Consider the following 15,878-nt stretch of genomic DNA (forward strand, 5'->3'; position numbering starts at 1 on the left):
ATGTACAACTCAAATATAAACAACTAGTGTAAAAGCAGTATTAAACCAACATTAATCTTTTGTTTGTTGTTTGTTTTTGTGTAATACGTTGCTACTTCTATGTTTTTTCGCATTTTTCTGCTAATAATGAACACTAAATTTACAAATAATTAAAAAAACCTTTATAATCCCACAAAAAAATGAGGCGTTTGTAAAAAACGCCTCACTTTTGCTTACCTTTTTTTGAATTACGATTTGCATACTTCGCGCTATTTTCTCCTTCATACTCTAATGCAAATTCTGCATCTGGTAAGCTTTCTTTCGGAGTTTTATTATTGTTGATTGCCGCATTTTGTTTCACTTTTCTTTTTACCAATACATTCACCTGCTCTCAAAAATTCACTTTCTACTCTAGTTTGAAGCAAGCTAAAATAATTATTACTGGCAAGTGTTAACAAGTACATAAGAACTGCTAGATGGAAATACTACATATGAAGAAATCATACTAAAAAGGAGCTCTTATTTTGAAGAAGAAAGATAAAGTCCAGTCACCCATTTTAGATGAAACGCTCCCGCATCAAATGAATTTCCCATCTTTTAAAGGAACAGGAAAGAAGATGCAACAACCTTTCATAAATCAATATGACGTCGTAATCGGAGACAGTAAATATGATTCCGAGAACAGTCCACTTCACAATTGGAGTGATGATGTAGACCCTGCCATTATGGCTGGAGAAGAATGGATCCATCCTACAAATGATATTGGGTGGATTTCAGAAGAAAATCAAGAGTTACTAAAAAAAGAAGGAGATAATAAGAAGGATACTTTTATGCATCCGCAATTTGGCATTAACGACTAAAAAACCATTCTACCTAACATAGGTAGAATGGTTTCATACTATCCAATAATAATTCTCTCTTTCGGGTATTTATAGCGAGGTGGCTGTTCTCTTCCACCACTAGCTAGTATAAATGTTAAAATACCGACACGCCCGATAAACATAAGTACAATGAGTACAAGTTTACCAACAGTTGTTAAATCTGGCGTAATACCTGTCGATAGTCCTGTCGTCCCGAAAGCAGAACAGACTTCAACAATTAAACTCATAAGCGGTACATTTTCCGTAATAGATAAAATAAATAGTGCTGTGGCACATAATAAAATCCCCATTGTCATAACAACAGATGCTTTCAGCACGTCCTCTTCATGTAGCTGACGTTTGAAGACTCTAACTGTTCTCCCGCCTCTTGCAAAAGTGTATAGTGACAATATACTGACAGCAAATGTTGTTGTACGTATCCCGCCCCCAACCGAACTTGGAGATGCTCCTATAAACATTAATATACTCATAAATAAAAGCGTCGGTTGTGACAATTCAAGTATATCCATTGTAGCAAGTCCCCCGCTTCGCGTCGTCACAGATTGGAACAGTGTATAGAAAACTGTTTCATGCCATGACTTTCCTGCTAAAAAATGATTTCGTTCTAGTAAAAAAATCATAATCGTTCCAACGACCACGAGCGCAAAAAATGTTGTTGTCGTCAATTTTGTAAATAACGAAAAACGAAATAGTTGCTGTCTCCTTTTACTAAGGAATTGTTTCACTTCCATTAATACAGGGAATCCAATTGCTCCTAAAATAATAAGTAACATATGAATCATTTGAACAATGTAATCTTTTTTATACGGAATTAGCGATTGTCCTGTTAAATCAAATCCGCCGTTCGTAGTTGCACTAACAGCTGCAAAGAAACCGTGAAAATAGGCTTCTTGCCAAGTTGGAAAGTAAAGTAAGAATCTTGTACCTAATAATATTGCTCCAATAAGCTCTATTGAAATAATTACAATTAAAATAGAACGCATCAATTCTACAAGACCTGATAAATTCCCTTGATTATGGTCTGCCATAATCAGTCTTCTTCTCTGCAAACCAATCTTTTTTCCTGTTATAATCCAAACGAATGTACCTAACGCCATAATTCCTAAGCCACCCAATTGTAAAATAAGGGCTAAAATAATAATTCCTGCCGTAGTAAATGTATCTGAAATCGTAACAACAGACAGTCCCGTAACACTTACCGCACTAACAGATGTAAAGAGGGCATCGATAAATGTCCATTTCACATCAGCCTTTGTAACAAACGGTAAACTAAGTAATATTACCGATACAACTACTGCTAATAAATAAAACAAAACAATGAGTTGTACAGGACGCAATTTTTGTAAAAACTTTTTTATATCTCTCATTCCATCACTTCGCTACCTTTTTTCTATCGATTAAATAAAGAAAAATCTTCACTTTCTTTATTTGTAAATAACTGCTCAAATATTTTAGCAAATACCATTCCATACACAGTTCCGTTACCTCCATATGGCAATGCATAAAATAAATTATGTATCTTATTATCTTCTTTTAAAATAGGGAGACCATCGTGACTACCGCCAAATGCTGCCGCCCAATAATACTCCGCCTGTATATCTTTATACTGCGGGAACATCTCTTTTATAATGTTAATAAGCACATCACGCTTATGCAATAATTTCGTATCACCGATTGTTTGAATTTTCATTACTTCATCCAATCCACCTACAATAATACGATTTTCATACGTCCTAAAATATAAATAAGGCCTTGCTGTTTCCCAAATTAATGATTGCTCATGCCAGCCTTCAAATGAATCTACCTTATTTGTCACAACTGCATATGATGTTTCCACTGTTGTATTTTTTTCTTTCTTTCCGAAAAGTGCTTCATAACCCGTCGCCATAATAATATTCTTTGCTACAATTTGATTTCCTGTTTTCGTATAACAAATTAAATCATTTTGACGTTTTTTTATATGTATGGCCTCTGTATGTTCATATATAGTAGCACCCATTTGATTTGCTTTATGCAAAAGGCTATGCGCTAATAAATACGGATTTACCTCAGCATCACCGTGTGTATATAATGCCGCTTGTTTTGTAAAAGGATAACGTTCCTTAATATCAGATGCTGTAAAATACTCAACTGGAAACTCATAATTCTGTAACGTTTTGTATTCCTCTTGTAAAAATGAGACATCTTCACTTTTACTTGCATAATATAAACTGTTTCGCGGAATAAACTGGGGATCGATATCGAGAGTCGGTACAACTTTCTCCATTGTTCGTAACGCTTCGTAACAAAGCTTATATGCTCGCACCCCTTTTTCTTCGCCAAATGTATGGATAAGTGAGGTTAACGATTTATCATGAAGAAATTGTAATAACCCTGTATTAGCAGCTGTGCTACCACATGAAATCATATTTTTTTCAATAAGTGTAACGCGCATTCCAATTTTCACTAACGAATACGCTATTTGAGCACCTGCTTCGCCACTTCCAACTACAAGCACATCACATATCATATCATTTTCTAACGATGGATAACAAGGCATAGAAACTCCTGTATCCCAAAACAACTTACCAGTCATAAGCTTCATAATTATACTCCTAAAATATAAGTTTCTCCTTTCTATGTTTTGTTATTTTACATAAAAAAATCCAACTAACATATGCTAGTTGGATTTTTTATTTTTACTTAGAGCGCTCGTCAAGCCAGTCTCCAATCGTCGGATACGTTTGTTTTACCGCTGTTCCACCGTAAACAATCGACATATGTCCCGTTGGTAAACATACATATTGTTTATCTGTGCTAGAAATATGATCTAGCAACGCTTCTACTTGGCATGGTAGGGCGATATGATCACGTTTCCCTGAAATATTTAAGACATTCGCCTTAATATTTGCAAGATCTACCTTTTGTCCGCGAATAACGAGCTCACCCTTAACCAGTTTATTGTTTTGATAAAAATCACGAATCCACTGTCTGTATGATTCACCTGGGAACGGAATGCCATCGCCAACCCACTTTTGAACTAACCTCCAGCTTTCAACGAAGCGCTCATTCTCTGAACGATCTACTAAAGCAACATATGGACCAACAAAGTTCGTAATTGGTTTTAACATTTTGTTTCCGAAATCAATCATTTCTGGCGGAATATTTCCAAATGTATCAACCGCTTTATCTAGATTGAAGTATTTCTCATCTAATAAAGGACCATATAATCCTGTTTCAGAGAAATCAAAAGGACTTGTCATAAAGATTAGGTTACGAATTGGCATGTGTGGATGAAGTGCCGCATAAATAGAAGTTAGCGTTCCCCCCATGCAATAACCAAGTAAAGAAATCTCGTCCGATTTTGCAGTTCGCATTACTTTTTTCACTGCTTTTGCAATATAATCAAACACAAAATCATCAAATTTCAAATGACTATCTTCTAAACCAAATGTACCCCAATCAAGCATATACACATCAAAACCACGGTCCACTAGATATTCCACTAAACTATTTCCAGGAGTTAAATCCATAATATATGGTTTATTAATAAGAGCATATATTAATAGAATTGGAACTCTTTGTGTTTTTTCTTGTTTTGGAATGTAGCGATAAAGCTTCGTCTTATTCTTCGTCCAAATAACCTCTTTCGGCGTTAATCCTACTTGTGGCTCTGGTTCACGTAATAAAATTTCACTCGCCCTTTTCACTCGGCGATATGCTTTTCGGTACTCTTCTGGGTATAGCTCTAATTGCTTTTCCCATTCTGTTGCGAATGTAGTCATTTTTCTATCTCCTTTTTGGTCAATTTCCTTCTAAAAAAAGAAGTGCATTCCTGCTATGGATATGCACTTTTTTCTTACTTCATTACATATATAATCCGCCGTTAATGTTTAATTGCTGACCTGTGATATAAGCACCATCACGGCATAGGTATACTACACCTTTTGCAATTTCATCAGCTTGACCAAAACGTTTTTTCGGGATTTTTGCAACGATTTTTTGACGTACTTCTTCTGGTACTTCTGCTACCATTTCAGTATCAATAAATCCTGGGCAAATAGCGTTTACAGTTACATTTGTTTTTGCAAGCTCTAATGCTAATGATTTTGTAAATCCTAGCATACCTGCTTTAGCTGCTGAGTAGTTTGTTTGTCCAAATCCACCAGCTTGACCAATAATAGAAGAAATGCTAATAATTCTACCTTCTTCCGCTTCCGTTATGTATGGAAGTACCGCGCTTGTCGTATTAAACACACTGCTTAAGTTCACGTCAATTACGCGTTCCCAATCTTCACGATTTAACTTTTTGAATGTACGATCTCTTGTAATACCAGCATTATTAACAAGAATATCAACTTTACCAAAATGATTCACTGCTTCTTCTACAAGTCGGTTTGCATCTTCTACTTTAGAAACATCTGCTTGAACTGCATAAACGTCATGTCCTTCTTTTCCTAGTTCATTTACTAAGTTTTCAGCTGCTTCTTTACTGCTGTTATAGTTAATAACAACTTTTGCGCCCTCTTGTGCTAACGCTACTGTAATCGCTTTTCCAATTCCTTTTGCCCCACCTGTTACGATTGCTACTTTTCCATTTAATTGAACCATTTCTTTTCCCCCTTAAATGAATTTGTGAACGACTACTATGAATCATTTTGGTACTCATACTATGGAGTCCCTATATAATTATGTTTCGCTGTTTATACATAGAAATAAGTTTCTCTCTTTCTCTTTCATATGTTATAAACAAGCGCTATTATCACTTTTTATTTTCTGGCTTATTCGTAGGTTTTACTTCTTCTTTTACAGGTTCTTGTAGTTTTGCTAGTACTGCATTTTGCTTTTCTAGCAATTCTAAAATTTGATCAACTTTCGTTTCTAATGTGCGAATATCTTGTTTTACTTTCGTAACATCGCGCTTTAATGTAGGAGCTTGTCCTACTGACTCTACCTTCTCTTCTAGAAACTCCTCAATGTTATCCACTTTATTTTCTAAGTTAATAACAAGCGTAGCCACTCTAGCGATATCCTCTTTCGTAGGCACATTCACCTGCTCTAAATAATTTTTTGTCGTATCATTTAATGCTTTTTGATAAAACAAATTCAAATCTAGAACGCTGCCCATCCAAGCAGAATATTCTTCTGTTTTAATTGTTTCATTGAGCGCTTTTCCCCAAAATGTTTCGGTTTGTTCATAAGCATTTTTCCATGCTTGTAGTGGATCGAATTTTTGATCAATCACTTTACCTACACTCCCTTTTTCGTTTTTGAAACAATTCAACCTATTCATTATTTTCTAATATTCTGAATAAAACTTCAAGTCTATATTTTATTTTTTTCTATTTTCTAACAAATGTATTGACTTTAAAAACAGATAGGTGTAAATTGCACTTATAAGCAAAAAATTCCATCTAACTGATTCATGAGGTGATGCACAATCATGCTACATAATGAACCAGAACAACGCGAAAGTTTGGAGAACAACCAAGCAAAACAACCAAACTCCATGCCAAAAAACTTCTTAGTTCCCTTCTTACTTCTATGTCTAAAAGACTGGAGTCTTCATGGTTACAAACTTATTCAAATGCTAATGGATATCGGCTTTTCTTCTGTTGACCAAGGTAATGTCTATAGAACACTACGCAAATTAGAAAAAGAAAACCTCATTTCTTCTACTTGGGATACAAGCGAAGGAGGGCCAGCAAAAAGAATTTATTCTTTAACTGAATATGGAGAGAAATATTTAGCAACATGTGCAACTTCTTTTGAGCATTACCAAAATATGCTGCGAACGTTTTTCACGTTATATACGAACGCATTCTTTCCATTTGCCACTTCTCCAGAAAAGGATGAAAAGGATTCTTCATCTTCACCTGGTGGTACAGCAGAGTAATCTGCGTTCACAATATGCAAAAAAACATTTGGGGGTCAAACAATGGAAACTAAACCATACGAATTGGTCGATGCATTTTGGAAAAACTGGTCTCAATCTCTTTCCCTTTTCTCTTCAGCTGGGAAACAATTAGAGCAACTTACTTTAGAAACATTAAAACAACAACAAGACGCTTTGCATAAATTAACATCAGGAGTAGATGAACTGGAAAAAGAACTGCAACAATTTACTACTCAATTCAATAATCAATATACAGATTACGTGAAGCAATTAACTGGAAACTCCTTAAATGATCAAATTAACGAGTGGCAAGACAAGTGGAAAGAACTTTCTGCTCATATGCAACAGCTAACTGTTTCTCCTACAAAAACATCTTTGTCTATCCTTACTCAAACAAGCGGTCAATTTGAAGAAACAACGAAGCAATTTATTGAACAACAACAATTACAACGTGAAGAGGCTCAAAAACAGTTAGAAGGTTTTTTGGAAGATTTCAAGACAAAACAGTTGGAACTCGCAAAAAAGTTCGAGGAAAACTCAAAAAATCTATTTACTTCCATCAAGTAAGAAAAATGTGGGAGCTAACTGCAGCACAAACAAAACTCTTTCTTCCTCCTACTACATCAAGATGGCTAGCATTTTTCGATATGGAAAAGAAGGAGGACAAAATGAATCCATTTCAAGAAGCACAAACCGTCCCGGAGCTTCGTTATGATGAGATTCAAGTCGGTGATCAAGCATCCCTTACAAAAACGATTACGGATGAGGACGTTATCAATTTTGCAAAATTGACTGGAGATGTGAATCCTATTCATATTTTAGACTCTTTTGCAAAAACGACAATGTTTAAAGAACGCATTGCTCATGGTATGCTCGTTTCAAGTTTTATTTCTACAATCCTTGGAACGAAACTCCCGGGTAAAAATACGATTTATTTATCTCAAAACGTTTCATTCCGCGCTCCTGTCAAAATCGGTGATACACTTCGCGTTGTGGCAGAGGTCATCAAAAAACGTGACGATAAAAAAATCATTACGTTGCAAACAAATATATATAATCAATCGGATGATATTGTCGTGGAAGGTACAGCGACAATACTAAAAAAAGAGTAGCAATTTTTGCTACTCTTTTTTCTATCCAATAACTTCTAATCACACCGATTACTTCCGCGTATGAGTACGTCGGTTCCACATAAAATAACGGTACCAGTTCAGCTAAGTACTTAGCTGGACTGGACTACTCATAAGGATGTGTATCATCATGGCAAAAACAAACAAATTACTAGTTCCAGGTGCTGAACAAGCACTTGATCAATTTAAATATGAAATTGCACAAGAATTCGGTGTAAGCTTAGGGTCTAATACAGCATCTCGTTCTAACGGATCAGTTGGCGGTGAAGTAACAAAACGTCTTGTTTCTTTAGCTCAACAACAATTACGTGGATAACAATATAACATATGGCTTAGAGGCAGATATTCTCTGCCTCTTTCTATTTTTAACATACATAATGGTGCTTTTTCACATACTAGTAAAAGCAAACTGAAAGGAACGATATGTAACATGAAACGGATTAACATTCACATGAGTCCTCCCCGTGTTCTTACTTTGTCTTTTATTATGTTATCAATTATCGGTACATGCTTATTAAAATTGCCAATTGCTACAACGACGTCTATTTCATGGCTCGATGCTTTATTTACAACCGTTTCTGCTTGTACGGTTACAGGGCTTGGTGTTGTGGACACTGGGAAAGTATTTACCTTATTTGGCCAATGTGTCATTTTAACACTTATACAAGTGGGTGGACTTGGCATTATGAGCTTTGCCGTTTTAATTGCGATTATGCTCGGCAGAAAAATTGGCCTTCAAAACCGAATTTTACTGCAACAAGCATTAAATCAAACGAATATAGGCGGTGTCATTCGTCTTGCCAAAGCATTATTTTTATTCTCTTTTACAGTCGAATGTATCGCTACTTTCATTCTCTCTTTTGAATGGGTTCCGAAATATGGGATTGCTAAGGGGATCTATTATAGCTTTTTTCATTCCATCTCTGCTTTTAACAATGCAGGTTTTTCTGTTTGGAGCGATAATTTAATGCCCCACTCTCACAGCATTCTTGTCAATCTCGTCATTTCCTCCCTCATTATTTTAGGTGGGATTGGTTTTACAGTAATCGTAGATATAAAAAGAAAGAAAAATTTTAAAAACCTTACATTACACTCAAAACTTATGCTCTCTTCTACTCTAATCGTCAATATTATTGCGACTGTTTTTATTTTTATATTCGAGTTTCACAATTCTCTTTCTATGAGAGGCTTTACTCCATTTGAAGAAGGCATGGCCGCTTATTTTCAAGCAGTTTCAACGCGTACTGCCGGTTTCAATACAGTTGATATTTCTGCCTTATCGAAGCCTTCCTTACTATTAATGATGCTCCTTATGTTTATTGGCGCTGGTAGTGCTTCAACTGGTGGTGGGATTAAGTTGACAACATTTTTAATCATGTTTTTTGGGGTATTTAAATTTTTACAAGAACAAGATGATATTGTCGTGTTTAAAAAATCCATTAAAGATACCCTCATTGTCAAATCATTGACCATCGCTATTATTTCTATTTCATTTATTTTTTTTGCTATTTTAATTTTAAGCATTACTGAGCGAGTTCCTCTATTGATGAGTGCTTTCGAAGTATTTTCAGCATTTGGGACTGTCGGTCTCAGTATGAATTTCACACCACACTTAACTATGATTGGAAAAGCTATTATTATCTTTATGATGTTTTTTGGGAAGATGGGACCTTTAACATTAGCTTTTTCATTTGCACGTAAAAAGAACCGGAAAATAAAATATCCGAATGAAGACATTTTAACAGGTTGACAACCGTATAAATTATCCATATAATGAGAGTACAATAGCATATCTCCAAAGGGGAGTAGCGTCCAAGAAGACTTCTTGGAAACAAAGTCGTCATTACGTAGAACTTAGTTCTTCCGGCTTTGTTGGCATTTTTATTACATATGTCTAGCAAGACCTTTGCCTATTAACGGCAGAGGTCTTTTTTGCATCCATTTCCAAATTCTTCCAAAGTTAATAGGCAGGAGTATGGGGAAACTAAATAGTGGGGAATTCTTCACTTATTTAGTACTTATAGAAATGAGAGGAGAATGTACATGGATGTATCATTATTATTGGAGTATGGTTGGGTATTACTCATCCTAATTGCACTAGAGGGGATTTTAGCGGCTGACAACGCTCTTGTTCTTGCAATTATGGTAAAACATTTACCAGAAGAAAAAAGAAAGAAAGCACTATTTTATGGATTAGCAGGGGCATTTGTTTTCCGTTTCGGATCGTTATTTATGATTTCGTTCCTAGTCGACGTATGGCAAGTGCAAGCAATCGGTGCCATTTACCTTATGTTTATCGCTGGTAATCACTTATTTAAAACGTATGTTAAAAAGAATACAGATGAAGAAACAGAAGAAAAAGAAGCAAAGAAAAAACAAGAGAACTTTTGGTGGACTGTATTTAAAGTTGAAGTTGCAGATATCGCCTTCGCAGTTGATTCTATTTTAGCTGCTGTTGCATTAGCAATGACTTTACCAAAAACAGGATTAGGTACAATTGGTAGTCTTGATACTGGGCAATTCGTTGTTATCTTTGTAGGTGGACTTATCGGATTAATCATTATGCGATTTGCGGCAACTGCTTTCGTACAAATTTTAAAACGTAAACCAGGACTTGAAACTGCGGCATTCTTAATTGTAGGTTGGGTTGGTGTGAAACTAGCAGTTTATACGTTAGCACATCCTGCATTAAATGTAATTCCGCATTCATTCCCAGAATCTACACCATGGAAGCTTACATTCTGGATTGTATTAGTTGGAATCGCAGCTGGTGGTTGGTTCTTCTCAAAAGAAGTAGAAACAAAAGTAGAAAAGAATTTAGACGAAAAAGCGCTGTAATTACAGCGCTTTTTCTTTTTTCCTTGTCCCCTCTCTATGTCCAGAAAAAATTCTATTATACTATTATTTGTAAGCGTTTTCCTTGTCTATGTATGTCCTTTTTGTGAAATATTGCACAAACTTATTGAAACTATGACCTAATCCATGTACTTTATTCATATAAGGAGTATTTATAGATGATGTACTAAAGGAGCGTATTACTCATGCTAGAACAAGGATTAGATTATGTTGTCAAACTGGCTAAGAGCAAAAAACAAATGTTAGATACAAACCCGATGCAATATTTCATTCGTGCCGCACTTGCGGGTATTTATATCGGTTTTATTATTGTACTATGTTTTAAATTAGGTAACTTTTTTCACATTGCAGATTCACCAGCAACTTATTTAGCTGCTTCTATGTTTTTCGGAATTGCCCTCGTACTTATTATATATGGCGGTGCTGAATTGTTTACTGGAAACACAATGTACTTCACTGTAGCAACTTTAAGAAAAGAAACAACAATTGCTGATACACTTCGTAACTGGTTTGCTTGTTATGCAGGCAATTTAGCTGGCGCTTTATTCTTTGCCTTACTATTTTATGCCACTGGAATTTTCGAAACAATTGATCACGGTCATTTCATGAATAAAGTCGTTGAGGGAAAAATGAATACACCTACAATGCAACTATTCTTTAAAGCAATTTTATGTAACTGGCTTGTATGTCTTGCTTGTTTCTTACCTTCTCAAGTTAAAGGTGATACAGCAAAAATTATGATGATGATGATGCTCGTTTTCACATTCTTCTTATCTGGTTACGAGCATAGCATCGCAAACTTATCACTGTTTGCTTTATCTTTAGTTTCACCGCATCCAGAGACAATTTCTTTTACAGGTGCTATTCATAACTTAATTCCAGTTACAATTGGTAACATTATTGGCGGGTCTGTATTTGTCGGTATGGTATACCATTACTTAACAAAGAAAGTACCTGACGTGAAACAAGAAGAAACTGAATTAGGAGCAACTCAACAAGAAGAAATCATTCCGTTGCAAGCGCATATGAAACATTAAAAACTCCAAAGTTTTACTTTGGAGTTTTTAGCTCCCCACATATTTAACAACAAGATTAGGGTTAATCTCTCCTTCTTCCTTTCCCTTATTCATTCTCTGTTTCATCTTATGCATACCGATAACATCATTCGTATGAAAGTGTATTTCATTTACATATAGGCCCTCTTTACAAAAAGCCTCTACAAAATCTAATCCACTTTTTTCTCCCCATCCCATATTGAAATCAAGGGAAAGAACATTCACCTCATAATCTCGTACCATTTGCAAAGCACATTCTACTGTAGTTGCGAGCACGTAACCGTACGGACAACTTCTTTGATCATCCATATATACATTCATTTTCTATCCCCTCTCTATTTTGCATACGTGACCAACATGTAACATATTGCCCCAAGACTAATAAAAGGACCAAACGGTATTTGAGTCCTCATTTTCATACGTTTTAATACGAGACCAGCTCCAAAGAAACAAAGACTAAAGAAAGATGATAAAAATAAAATCATAAAAACCCCTTTTAATCCCGCAATAAATCCAAGTAACGAAAGTAGTTTTATATCCCCTCCACCAAGCCCTTCTGGATGTATCTTTTGCATGCAGTATAACAAAATGAATATAACGCAACTACCAACTATACTATCTATCCAAGTGACTAACGGTACAAAAACATTTTCTAAAATGAGTAAACAAGCAAACCAAGCTAAAATACGATTTGGAATTAACATATATATGTAATCTGTAACTGAAATGATAAGAAGTAACGAAAAAAGTGATAAAACGATAATAAGCTCTCGTTCCACCCCAATCATATATACAGTAAGAAGACATATCATTCCAGTTATAAGTTCAAATACTACGTACAAAATTGAAATTTTCCTCTTACAATTCGTACAACGTCCTCTTTGTATACAAAAAGAAATGATTGGAATCAATTCTTTTGGCTTCAGCACATACTTACAATAATGACAATATGAACGCGGGGTTATGATAGACTCCCCTAGCGGAACTCTCATCGCAATTACCATAAAAAAAGAACCAAACACCATCCCCGCTAACAATGCATATACATAAGTGAACATCCCTTCCTCTCCTTTCCAGAAGAACATAGCAAAAAAAGGAGAGAACTTCTACTTCATATTATCTCTATTCTATTAAAAAAGCAGGCCATTTTCTGGCCTGCTTTCCCCTATTTTATACGATGAAATATACTGCTTTTAATGGTCCATGTACTCCGACAACAAGATTCATTTCTATATCTGCTGAGTTACTAGGTCCTGTAATAAAGTTAATACAAGATGCCACTGTCTCGCCATTTTCTACACGCTTATTCATATCCTCAACTGCTTGTGTAATACGAGGCACAAGTGTTTCACGTGGAATAATAGCAAAGTATATAGTCGGTAAAAAGTGTAAAGAACGACCTTGGCCTTTATGACTTTGTACAACGATCGTACCAGATTCGGCTAAAGTATAATCACTAAATGCAATTCCAATATTCGCTCTTTCCGCGATACGCATATTCTCTTCTTTTTTCTCAGGATCCCATACGTTCACTTCAACATTTTGCTTTGGAAGTTCTTCTTTAAATAAAGAAGTCAACCCATAAGAATCAAAACGTTCATCTGTCGATAACATAATAGGTCCCCCGCCGTTTTCAACGATTACTTTTTGAATATCTTCACGTAAACGATCGTTTGTCGTTTCCACAACAGTTGTATGAATGTTTGTACATTGATTTTTAAATACTTCTAACAATTCTTCTTGTGAATAATCTTTTAACGTTTCTTTATTCACATTATTTTTCCATACTGGACGTTTTATACCATCCGTTTTACGCGCACGTCCAAGTTCTTTTGCAATATTCTCTAGAAAGGACTCACGGTTTTGAATTAATCCTGTCATTATTTGTCCCCGCCTTTCTTATGATCTTTATACCAATCACGGAATCGTTCTTTACTTGGAGCCGGGAATTCACGAATATCTGTCCAGTTTTTAAGTGGCCCAACACCTTTTGATACACGGTTACCAGATGTAAATGGACTCATTGCTGCTGGCGCCATCTTTGATCCCATTTTATATAAAGCTGCTGAAGATGCACCCATACTAAACATTTTCATTGCTAATTTTTCTGCAAGTGGAGCACGACCTTCTTGCTCAACGATAACCTGACGATGTTTTAATAATAAATCATGCAATGGAATTTTTACTGGACAAGCTTCTGTACACGCTCCGCATAAACTAGAAGCATAAGGAAGCTCTTTGTAATCATCATATCCACCTAAAAGTGGTGTTAATACCGCCCCAATTGGTCCTGAGTATATAGAGCCGTATGAATGTCCACCAACATGTCGATATACAGGGCATACGTTCACACAAGCAGCACAACGAATACATTGCAACACTTGACGGAATTCAGATCCAAGAATTTGAGAACGACCATTATCAACCACAACTAAGTGGAATTCTTCTGGTCCATCTACTTCCTCTTCTTGAATTGGTCCCGCTACCGTTACATAACTTGTTAACTTTTGACCTACTGCACTACGACATAGTAAACCAACTAAAACATCTAATTCTTCCATTGTCGGAACCATACGTTCCATACCCATAACCGCAATTTGTGTTTTTGGAATCGACATAACAAGATCGGCATTACCTTCATTCGTTACTAAACAAAGAGAGCCAGTATTTGCAACAGCGAAGTTACAACCTGTCACACCAATTTCTGCATCCATAAATTTTTCACGAAGTTGTTTACGAACAAACTTTGTCATTTCGTATGGATCATCAGAATTTTCATAGCCAAGCTTTTCTTTAAATACATCACGAATTTGCGTTCTATTTTTATGAAGAGCAGGCGCAATAATATGTGAAGGTGGATCGTTATCTACTTGCAGAATATACTCTCCTAGATCACTTTCTAACACTTCACAACCGATTTCTTCAAGCGCATGGTTCATACTAATTTCTTCTGTTACCATTGACTTTGATTTTACTACCTTTTTTGCCTGCTTCTTTTTTGCAACGTCTTGAATATACTTTGCTGCTTCCTCCTTCGTTTTCGCAAAGTACACATGTCCGCCTCTTTTTGATACATTTTCACTTAACTGCATTAAATAATAATCAAGATTTTCTAACGTATGTTGACGAATTTCTTCACCGAGTTCACGCCATTCTTCCCAGTTTCCTAATTCATCTGCTGCTTTTAAACGATTCGTATATAAGCGTGTTTGTGCAGAAGATACTGCTCCGCGCATAAACGAATCTTGAATTCCATCGCCAACGCGATCATTAAATTTTTTCTCACTGATTTTCATAGACATAGCTTATGTTCCCCCTTCATGAGCGACTATTCAGTACCTCAGCAATATGCATTACTTTTATTTCTTTTCCTAAACGCTCAATACGTCCGCCAATGTTTAACAAACACCCACAATCTGCACCGATTAAATAATCAGCACCTGTTTCCATTGCACTATCTACCTTTTCATCTACCATTTGCTCAGAAATTGGAGTCATCTTCACTGAAAACGTTCCCCCAAACCCACAACAATTTTGCACATTTGGTAACTCTCTCACAGTTAACCCTTTTACATTAGATAATAAAATTCCTGGTGCCTCTGTTACTCCAAGCATACGTGTCATATGACATGATTTATGAATAGTAGCAATCCCTGGTAAACTTGCACCAACATCAGTAACCTTTAAAACGTCTACAATGAATTGTGTAAATTCATATGTTTTATCAGCAACTTTTTGTGCACGTTTAGCCCACTTCGGATCATCTTTAAAAACATGCGGATACTCATGAAACATTGTCGCACAAGAACCAGATGGCGTAACGATATATTCTGCATCCTCGAAAGTCTCAATCATATGTTTCATCGCTTCTTTTGCCGCTTCTACATGGCCGCTATTATAAGCAGGCTGACCGCAACAAACTTGTGCTTCTGGAAATTCAATTTCACAACCTAAACGCTCCAACACCTCAACTGTTGCTTTGCCGACATTTGTTTCAAACATATCGACTAAACAAGTAACAAATAAAGTAACTTTCATAATTATTACTCCCCCTTTTTACAACTCCACCAACAAACATATGGTCATCAGATGACTAAGGAGA

19 protein-coding genes are annotated in these 15,878 nt (G+C 35.8%); 8 read left to right on the forward strand and 11 right to left on the reverse strand.

The genetic code is table 11. From position 1 onward, the window contains the following. Nucleotides 1–202 precede the first annotated feature (202 nt). Nucleotides 203–355, reverse strand: a complete 153-nt coding sequence (locus ACTFRS_RS17630; protein WP_000240799.1) for a hypothetical protein — start codon at nt 353–355, stop codon at nt 203–205. A gap of 148 nt (nt 356–503) precedes the next feature. On the opposite strand from ACTFRS_RS17630, the gene ACTFRS_RS17635 reads away from it, so the two are divergent. Beyond that, the gene (locus tag ACTFRS_RS17635; protein ID WP_139869678.1) at nt 504–839 is read left to right on the forward strand and encodes a DUF3905 domain-containing protein; all 336 of its coding nucleotides are present in this window, start codon (nt 504–506) and stop codon (nt 837–839) included. Between the two features lie 38 nt (nt 840–877). Here ACTFRS_RS17635 and ACTFRS_RS17640 read toward each other — a convergent pair whose 3' ends face one another. The 5 genes from ACTFRS_RS17640 to phaR all read right to left on the reverse strand — a co-directional run bounded on the left by ACTFRS_RS17640 (nt 878) and on the right by phaR (nt 6,084). Then, on the reverse strand, nt 878–2,227 hold the full coding sequence (locus tag ACTFRS_RS17640) for a TrkH family potassium uptake protein (RefSeq protein WP_001204696.1): 1,350 nt from the start codon (nt 2,225–2,227) through the stop codon (nt 878–880). A gap of 23 nt (nt 2,228–2,250) precedes the next feature. Further along, the gene (locus ACTFRS_RS17645; protein ID WP_431085155.1) at nt 2,251–3,444 is read right to left on the reverse strand and encodes an NAD(P)/FAD-dependent oxidoreductase; all 1,194 of its coding nucleotides are present in this window, start codon (nt 3,442–3,444) and stop codon (nt 2,251–2,253) included. A 94-nt stretch (nt 3,445–3,538) separates the two neighbouring features. Continuing rightward, nucleotides 3,539–4,624, reverse strand: a complete 1,086-nt coding sequence (phaC, locus tag ACTFRS_RS17650) for a class III poly(R)-hydroxyalkanoic acid synthase subunit PhaC (RefSeq protein ID WP_000206335.1) — start codon at nt 4,622–4,624, stop codon at nt 3,539–3,541. Between the two features lie 82 nt (nt 4,625–4,706). Continuing rightward, entirely contained in the window at nt 4,707–5,450 is a 744-nt protein-coding gene (locus ACTFRS_RS17655) for an acetoacetyl-CoA reductase (RefSeq protein WP_000250412.1), read from the reverse strand. 151 nt (nt 5,451–5,601) lie between these two features. Beyond that, a complete protein-coding gene (gene phaR, locus ACTFRS_RS17660; RefSeq protein WP_074602806.1) occupies nt 5,602–6,084 on the reverse strand; it encodes a polyhydroxyalkanoic acid synthase subunit PhaR in 483 nt (160 codons plus the stop codon). 198 nt (nt 6,085–6,282) lie between these two features. Between phaR and phaQ the strand changes: the two genes are divergently transcribed. The 7 genes from phaQ to ACTFRS_RS17695 all read left to right on the forward strand — a co-directional run bounded on the left by phaQ (nt 6,283) and on the right by ACTFRS_RS17695 (nt 11,758). Beyond that, nucleotides 6,283–6,735, forward strand: a complete 453-nt coding sequence (gene phaQ, locus ACTFRS_RS17665) for a poly-beta-hydroxybutyrate-responsive repressor (protein WP_000903021.1) — start codon at nt 6,283–6,285, stop codon at nt 6,733–6,735. A gap of 42 nt (nt 6,736–6,777) precedes the next feature. Beyond that, nucleotides 6,778–7,302, forward strand: coding sequence for a polyhydroxyalkanoic acid inclusion protein PhaP (gene phaP / locus ACTFRS_RS17670; protein WP_000448589.1), 525 nt, complete (start codon nt 6,778–6,780; stop codon nt 7,300–7,302). A gap of 101 nt (nt 7,303–7,403) precedes the next feature. Continuing rightward, nucleotides 7,404–7,847 carry a MaoC family dehydratase gene (locus ACTFRS_RS17675; RefSeq protein ID WP_001067916.1) on the forward strand — a complete coding sequence of 148 codons (444 nt, stop codon included), beginning with the start codon at nt 7,404–7,406 and terminating at the stop codon, nt 7,845–7,847. A gap of 148 nt (nt 7,848–7,995) precedes the next feature. Continuing rightward, nucleotides 7,996–8,181: an alpha/beta-type small acid-soluble spore protein gene (locus ACTFRS_RS17680; RefSeq protein WP_001140707.1), complete on the forward strand. Its 186-nt coding sequence runs from the start codon at nt 7,996–7,998 to the stop codon at nt 8,179–8,181. Between the two features lie 114 nt (nt 8,182–8,295). Next, nucleotides 8,296–9,615 carry a TrkH family potassium uptake protein gene (locus tag ACTFRS_RS17685; RefSeq protein WP_139869680.1) on the forward strand — a complete coding sequence of 440 codons (1,320 nt, stop codon included), beginning with the start codon at nt 8,296–8,298 and terminating at the stop codon, nt 9,613–9,615. A gap of 293 nt (nt 9,616–9,908) precedes the next feature. Then, nucleotides 9,909–10,703, forward strand: a complete 795-nt coding sequence (locus ACTFRS_RS17690; RefSeq protein ID WP_000383322.1) for a TerC family protein — start codon at nt 9,909–9,911, stop codon at nt 10,701–10,703. A 203-nt stretch (nt 10,704–10,906) separates the two neighbouring features. Beyond that, nucleotides 10,907–11,758: a formate/nitrite transporter family protein gene (locus ACTFRS_RS17695; RefSeq protein ID WP_242294410.1), complete on the forward strand. Its 852-nt coding sequence runs from the start codon at nt 10,907–10,909 to the stop codon at nt 11,756–11,758. 27 nt (nt 11,759–11,785) lie between these two features. Here the strand turns inward: ACTFRS_RS17695 and ACTFRS_RS17700 are convergent, their stop codons facing one another. The 5 genes from ACTFRS_RS17700 to ACTFRS_RS17720 all read right to left on the reverse strand — a co-directional run bounded on the left by ACTFRS_RS17700 (nt 11,786) and on the right by ACTFRS_RS17720 (nt 15,814). Continuing rightward, nucleotides 11,786–12,097: a cyclic-phosphate processing receiver domain-containing protein gene (locus tag ACTFRS_RS17700; RefSeq protein ID WP_001103780.1), complete on the reverse strand. Its 312-nt coding sequence runs from the start codon at nt 12,095–12,097 to the stop codon at nt 11,786–11,788. Between the two features lie 14 nt (nt 12,098–12,111). Beyond that, nucleotides 12,112–12,834, reverse strand: a complete 723-nt coding sequence (locus tag ACTFRS_RS17705; protein WP_431085154.1) for a prepilin peptidase — start codon at nt 12,832–12,834, stop codon at nt 12,112–12,114. Nucleotides 12,835–12,946: 112 nt separating this feature from the next. Next, nucleotides 12,947–13,657, reverse strand: a complete 711-nt coding sequence (locus tag ACTFRS_RS17710) for a LutC/YkgG family protein (RefSeq protein ID WP_440023547.1) — start codon at nt 13,655–13,657, stop codon at nt 12,947–12,949. Beyond that, entirely contained in the window at nt 13,657–15,078 is a 1,422-nt protein-coding gene (locus ACTFRS_RS17715) for a LutB/LldF family L-lactate oxidation iron-sulfur protein (protein WP_000061914.1), read from the reverse strand. Before ACTFRS_RS17715 ends, ACTFRS_RS17710 begins: the two co-directional genes overlap by 1 nt. 16 nt (nt 15,079–15,094) lie before the next feature. Further along, on the reverse strand, nt 15,095–15,814 hold the full coding sequence (locus ACTFRS_RS17720; protein WP_000869149.1) for a (Fe-S)-binding protein: 720 nt from the start codon (nt 15,812–15,814) through the stop codon (nt 15,095–15,097). Nucleotides 15,815–15,878: the final 64 nt, after the last annotated feature.

This window comes from Bacillus cereus group sp. MYBK139-1 (assembly GCF_051916915.1).
GTDB classification, from domain to species: Bacteria; Bacillota; Bacilli; order Bacillales; family Bacillaceae_G; genus Bacillus_A; species Bacillus_A pacificus.

What these genes read in the sequence shown, in the direction of transcription:
- ACTFRS_RS17640 (WP_001204696.1), bottom strand. Translation starts at nt 2,227, where the DNA reads ATGAGAGATATAAAAAAGTTTTTACAAAAATTGCGTCCTGTACAACTC.
- ACTFRS_RS17645 (WP_431085155.1), bottom strand. Translation starts at nt 3,444, where the DNA reads ATGAAGCTTATGACTGGTAAGTTGTTTTGGGATACAGGAGTTTCTATG.
- phaC (WP_000206335.1), bottom strand. Translation starts at nt 4,624, where the DNA reads ATGACTACATTCGCAACAGAATGGGAAAAGCAATTAGAGCTATACCCA.
- ACTFRS_RS17655 (WP_000250412.1), bottom strand. Translation starts at nt 5,450, where the DNA reads ATGGTTCAATTAAATGGAAAAGTAGCAATCGTAACAGGTGGGGCAAAA.
- phaQ (WP_000903021.1), top strand. Translation starts at nt 6,283, where the DNA reads ATGCTACATAATGAACCAGAACAACGCGAAAGTTTGGAGAACAACCAA.
- phaP (WP_000448589.1), top strand. Translation starts at nt 6,778, where the DNA reads ATGGAAACTAAACCATACGAATTGGTCGATGCATTTTGGAAAAACTGG.
- ACTFRS_RS17675 (WP_001067916.1), top strand. Translation starts at nt 7,404, where the DNA reads ATGAATCCATTTCAAGAAGCACAAACCGTCCCGGAGCTTCGTTATGAT.
- ACTFRS_RS17680 (WP_001140707.1), top strand. Translation starts at nt 7,996, where the DNA reads ATGGCAAAAACAAACAAATTACTAGTTCCAGGTGCTGAACAAGCACTT.
- ACTFRS_RS17685 (WP_139869680.1), top strand. Translation starts at nt 8,296, where the DNA reads ATGAAACGGATTAACATTCACATGAGTCCTCCCCGTGTTCTTACTTTG.
- ACTFRS_RS17690 (WP_000383322.1), top strand. Translation starts at nt 9,909, where the DNA reads ATGGATGTATCATTATTATTGGAGTATGGTTGGGTATTACTCATCCTA.
- ACTFRS_RS17695 (WP_242294410.1), top strand. Translation starts at nt 10,907, where the DNA reads ATGCTAGAACAAGGATTAGATTATGTTGTCAAACTGGCTAAGAGCAAA.
- ACTFRS_RS17700 (WP_001103780.1), bottom strand. Translation starts at nt 12,097, where the DNA reads ATGAATGTATATATGGATGATCAAAGAAGTTGTCCGTACGGTTACGTG.
- ACTFRS_RS17705 (WP_431085154.1), bottom strand. Translation starts at nt 12,834, where the DNA reads ATGTTCACTTATGTATATGCATTGTTAGCGGGGATGGTGTTTGGTTCT.
- ACTFRS_RS17710 (WP_440023547.1), bottom strand. Translation starts at nt 13,657, where the DNA reads ATGACAGGATTAATTCAAAACCGTGAGTCCTTTCTAGAGAATATTGCA.
- ACTFRS_RS17715 (WP_000061914.1), bottom strand. Translation starts at nt 15,078, where the DNA reads ATGTCTATGAAAATCAGTGAGAAAAAATTTAATGATCGCGTTGGCGAT.
- ACTFRS_RS17720 (WP_000869149.1), bottom strand. Translation starts at nt 15,814, where the DNA reads ATGAAAGTTACTTTATTTGTTACTTGTTTAGTCGATATGTTTGAAACA.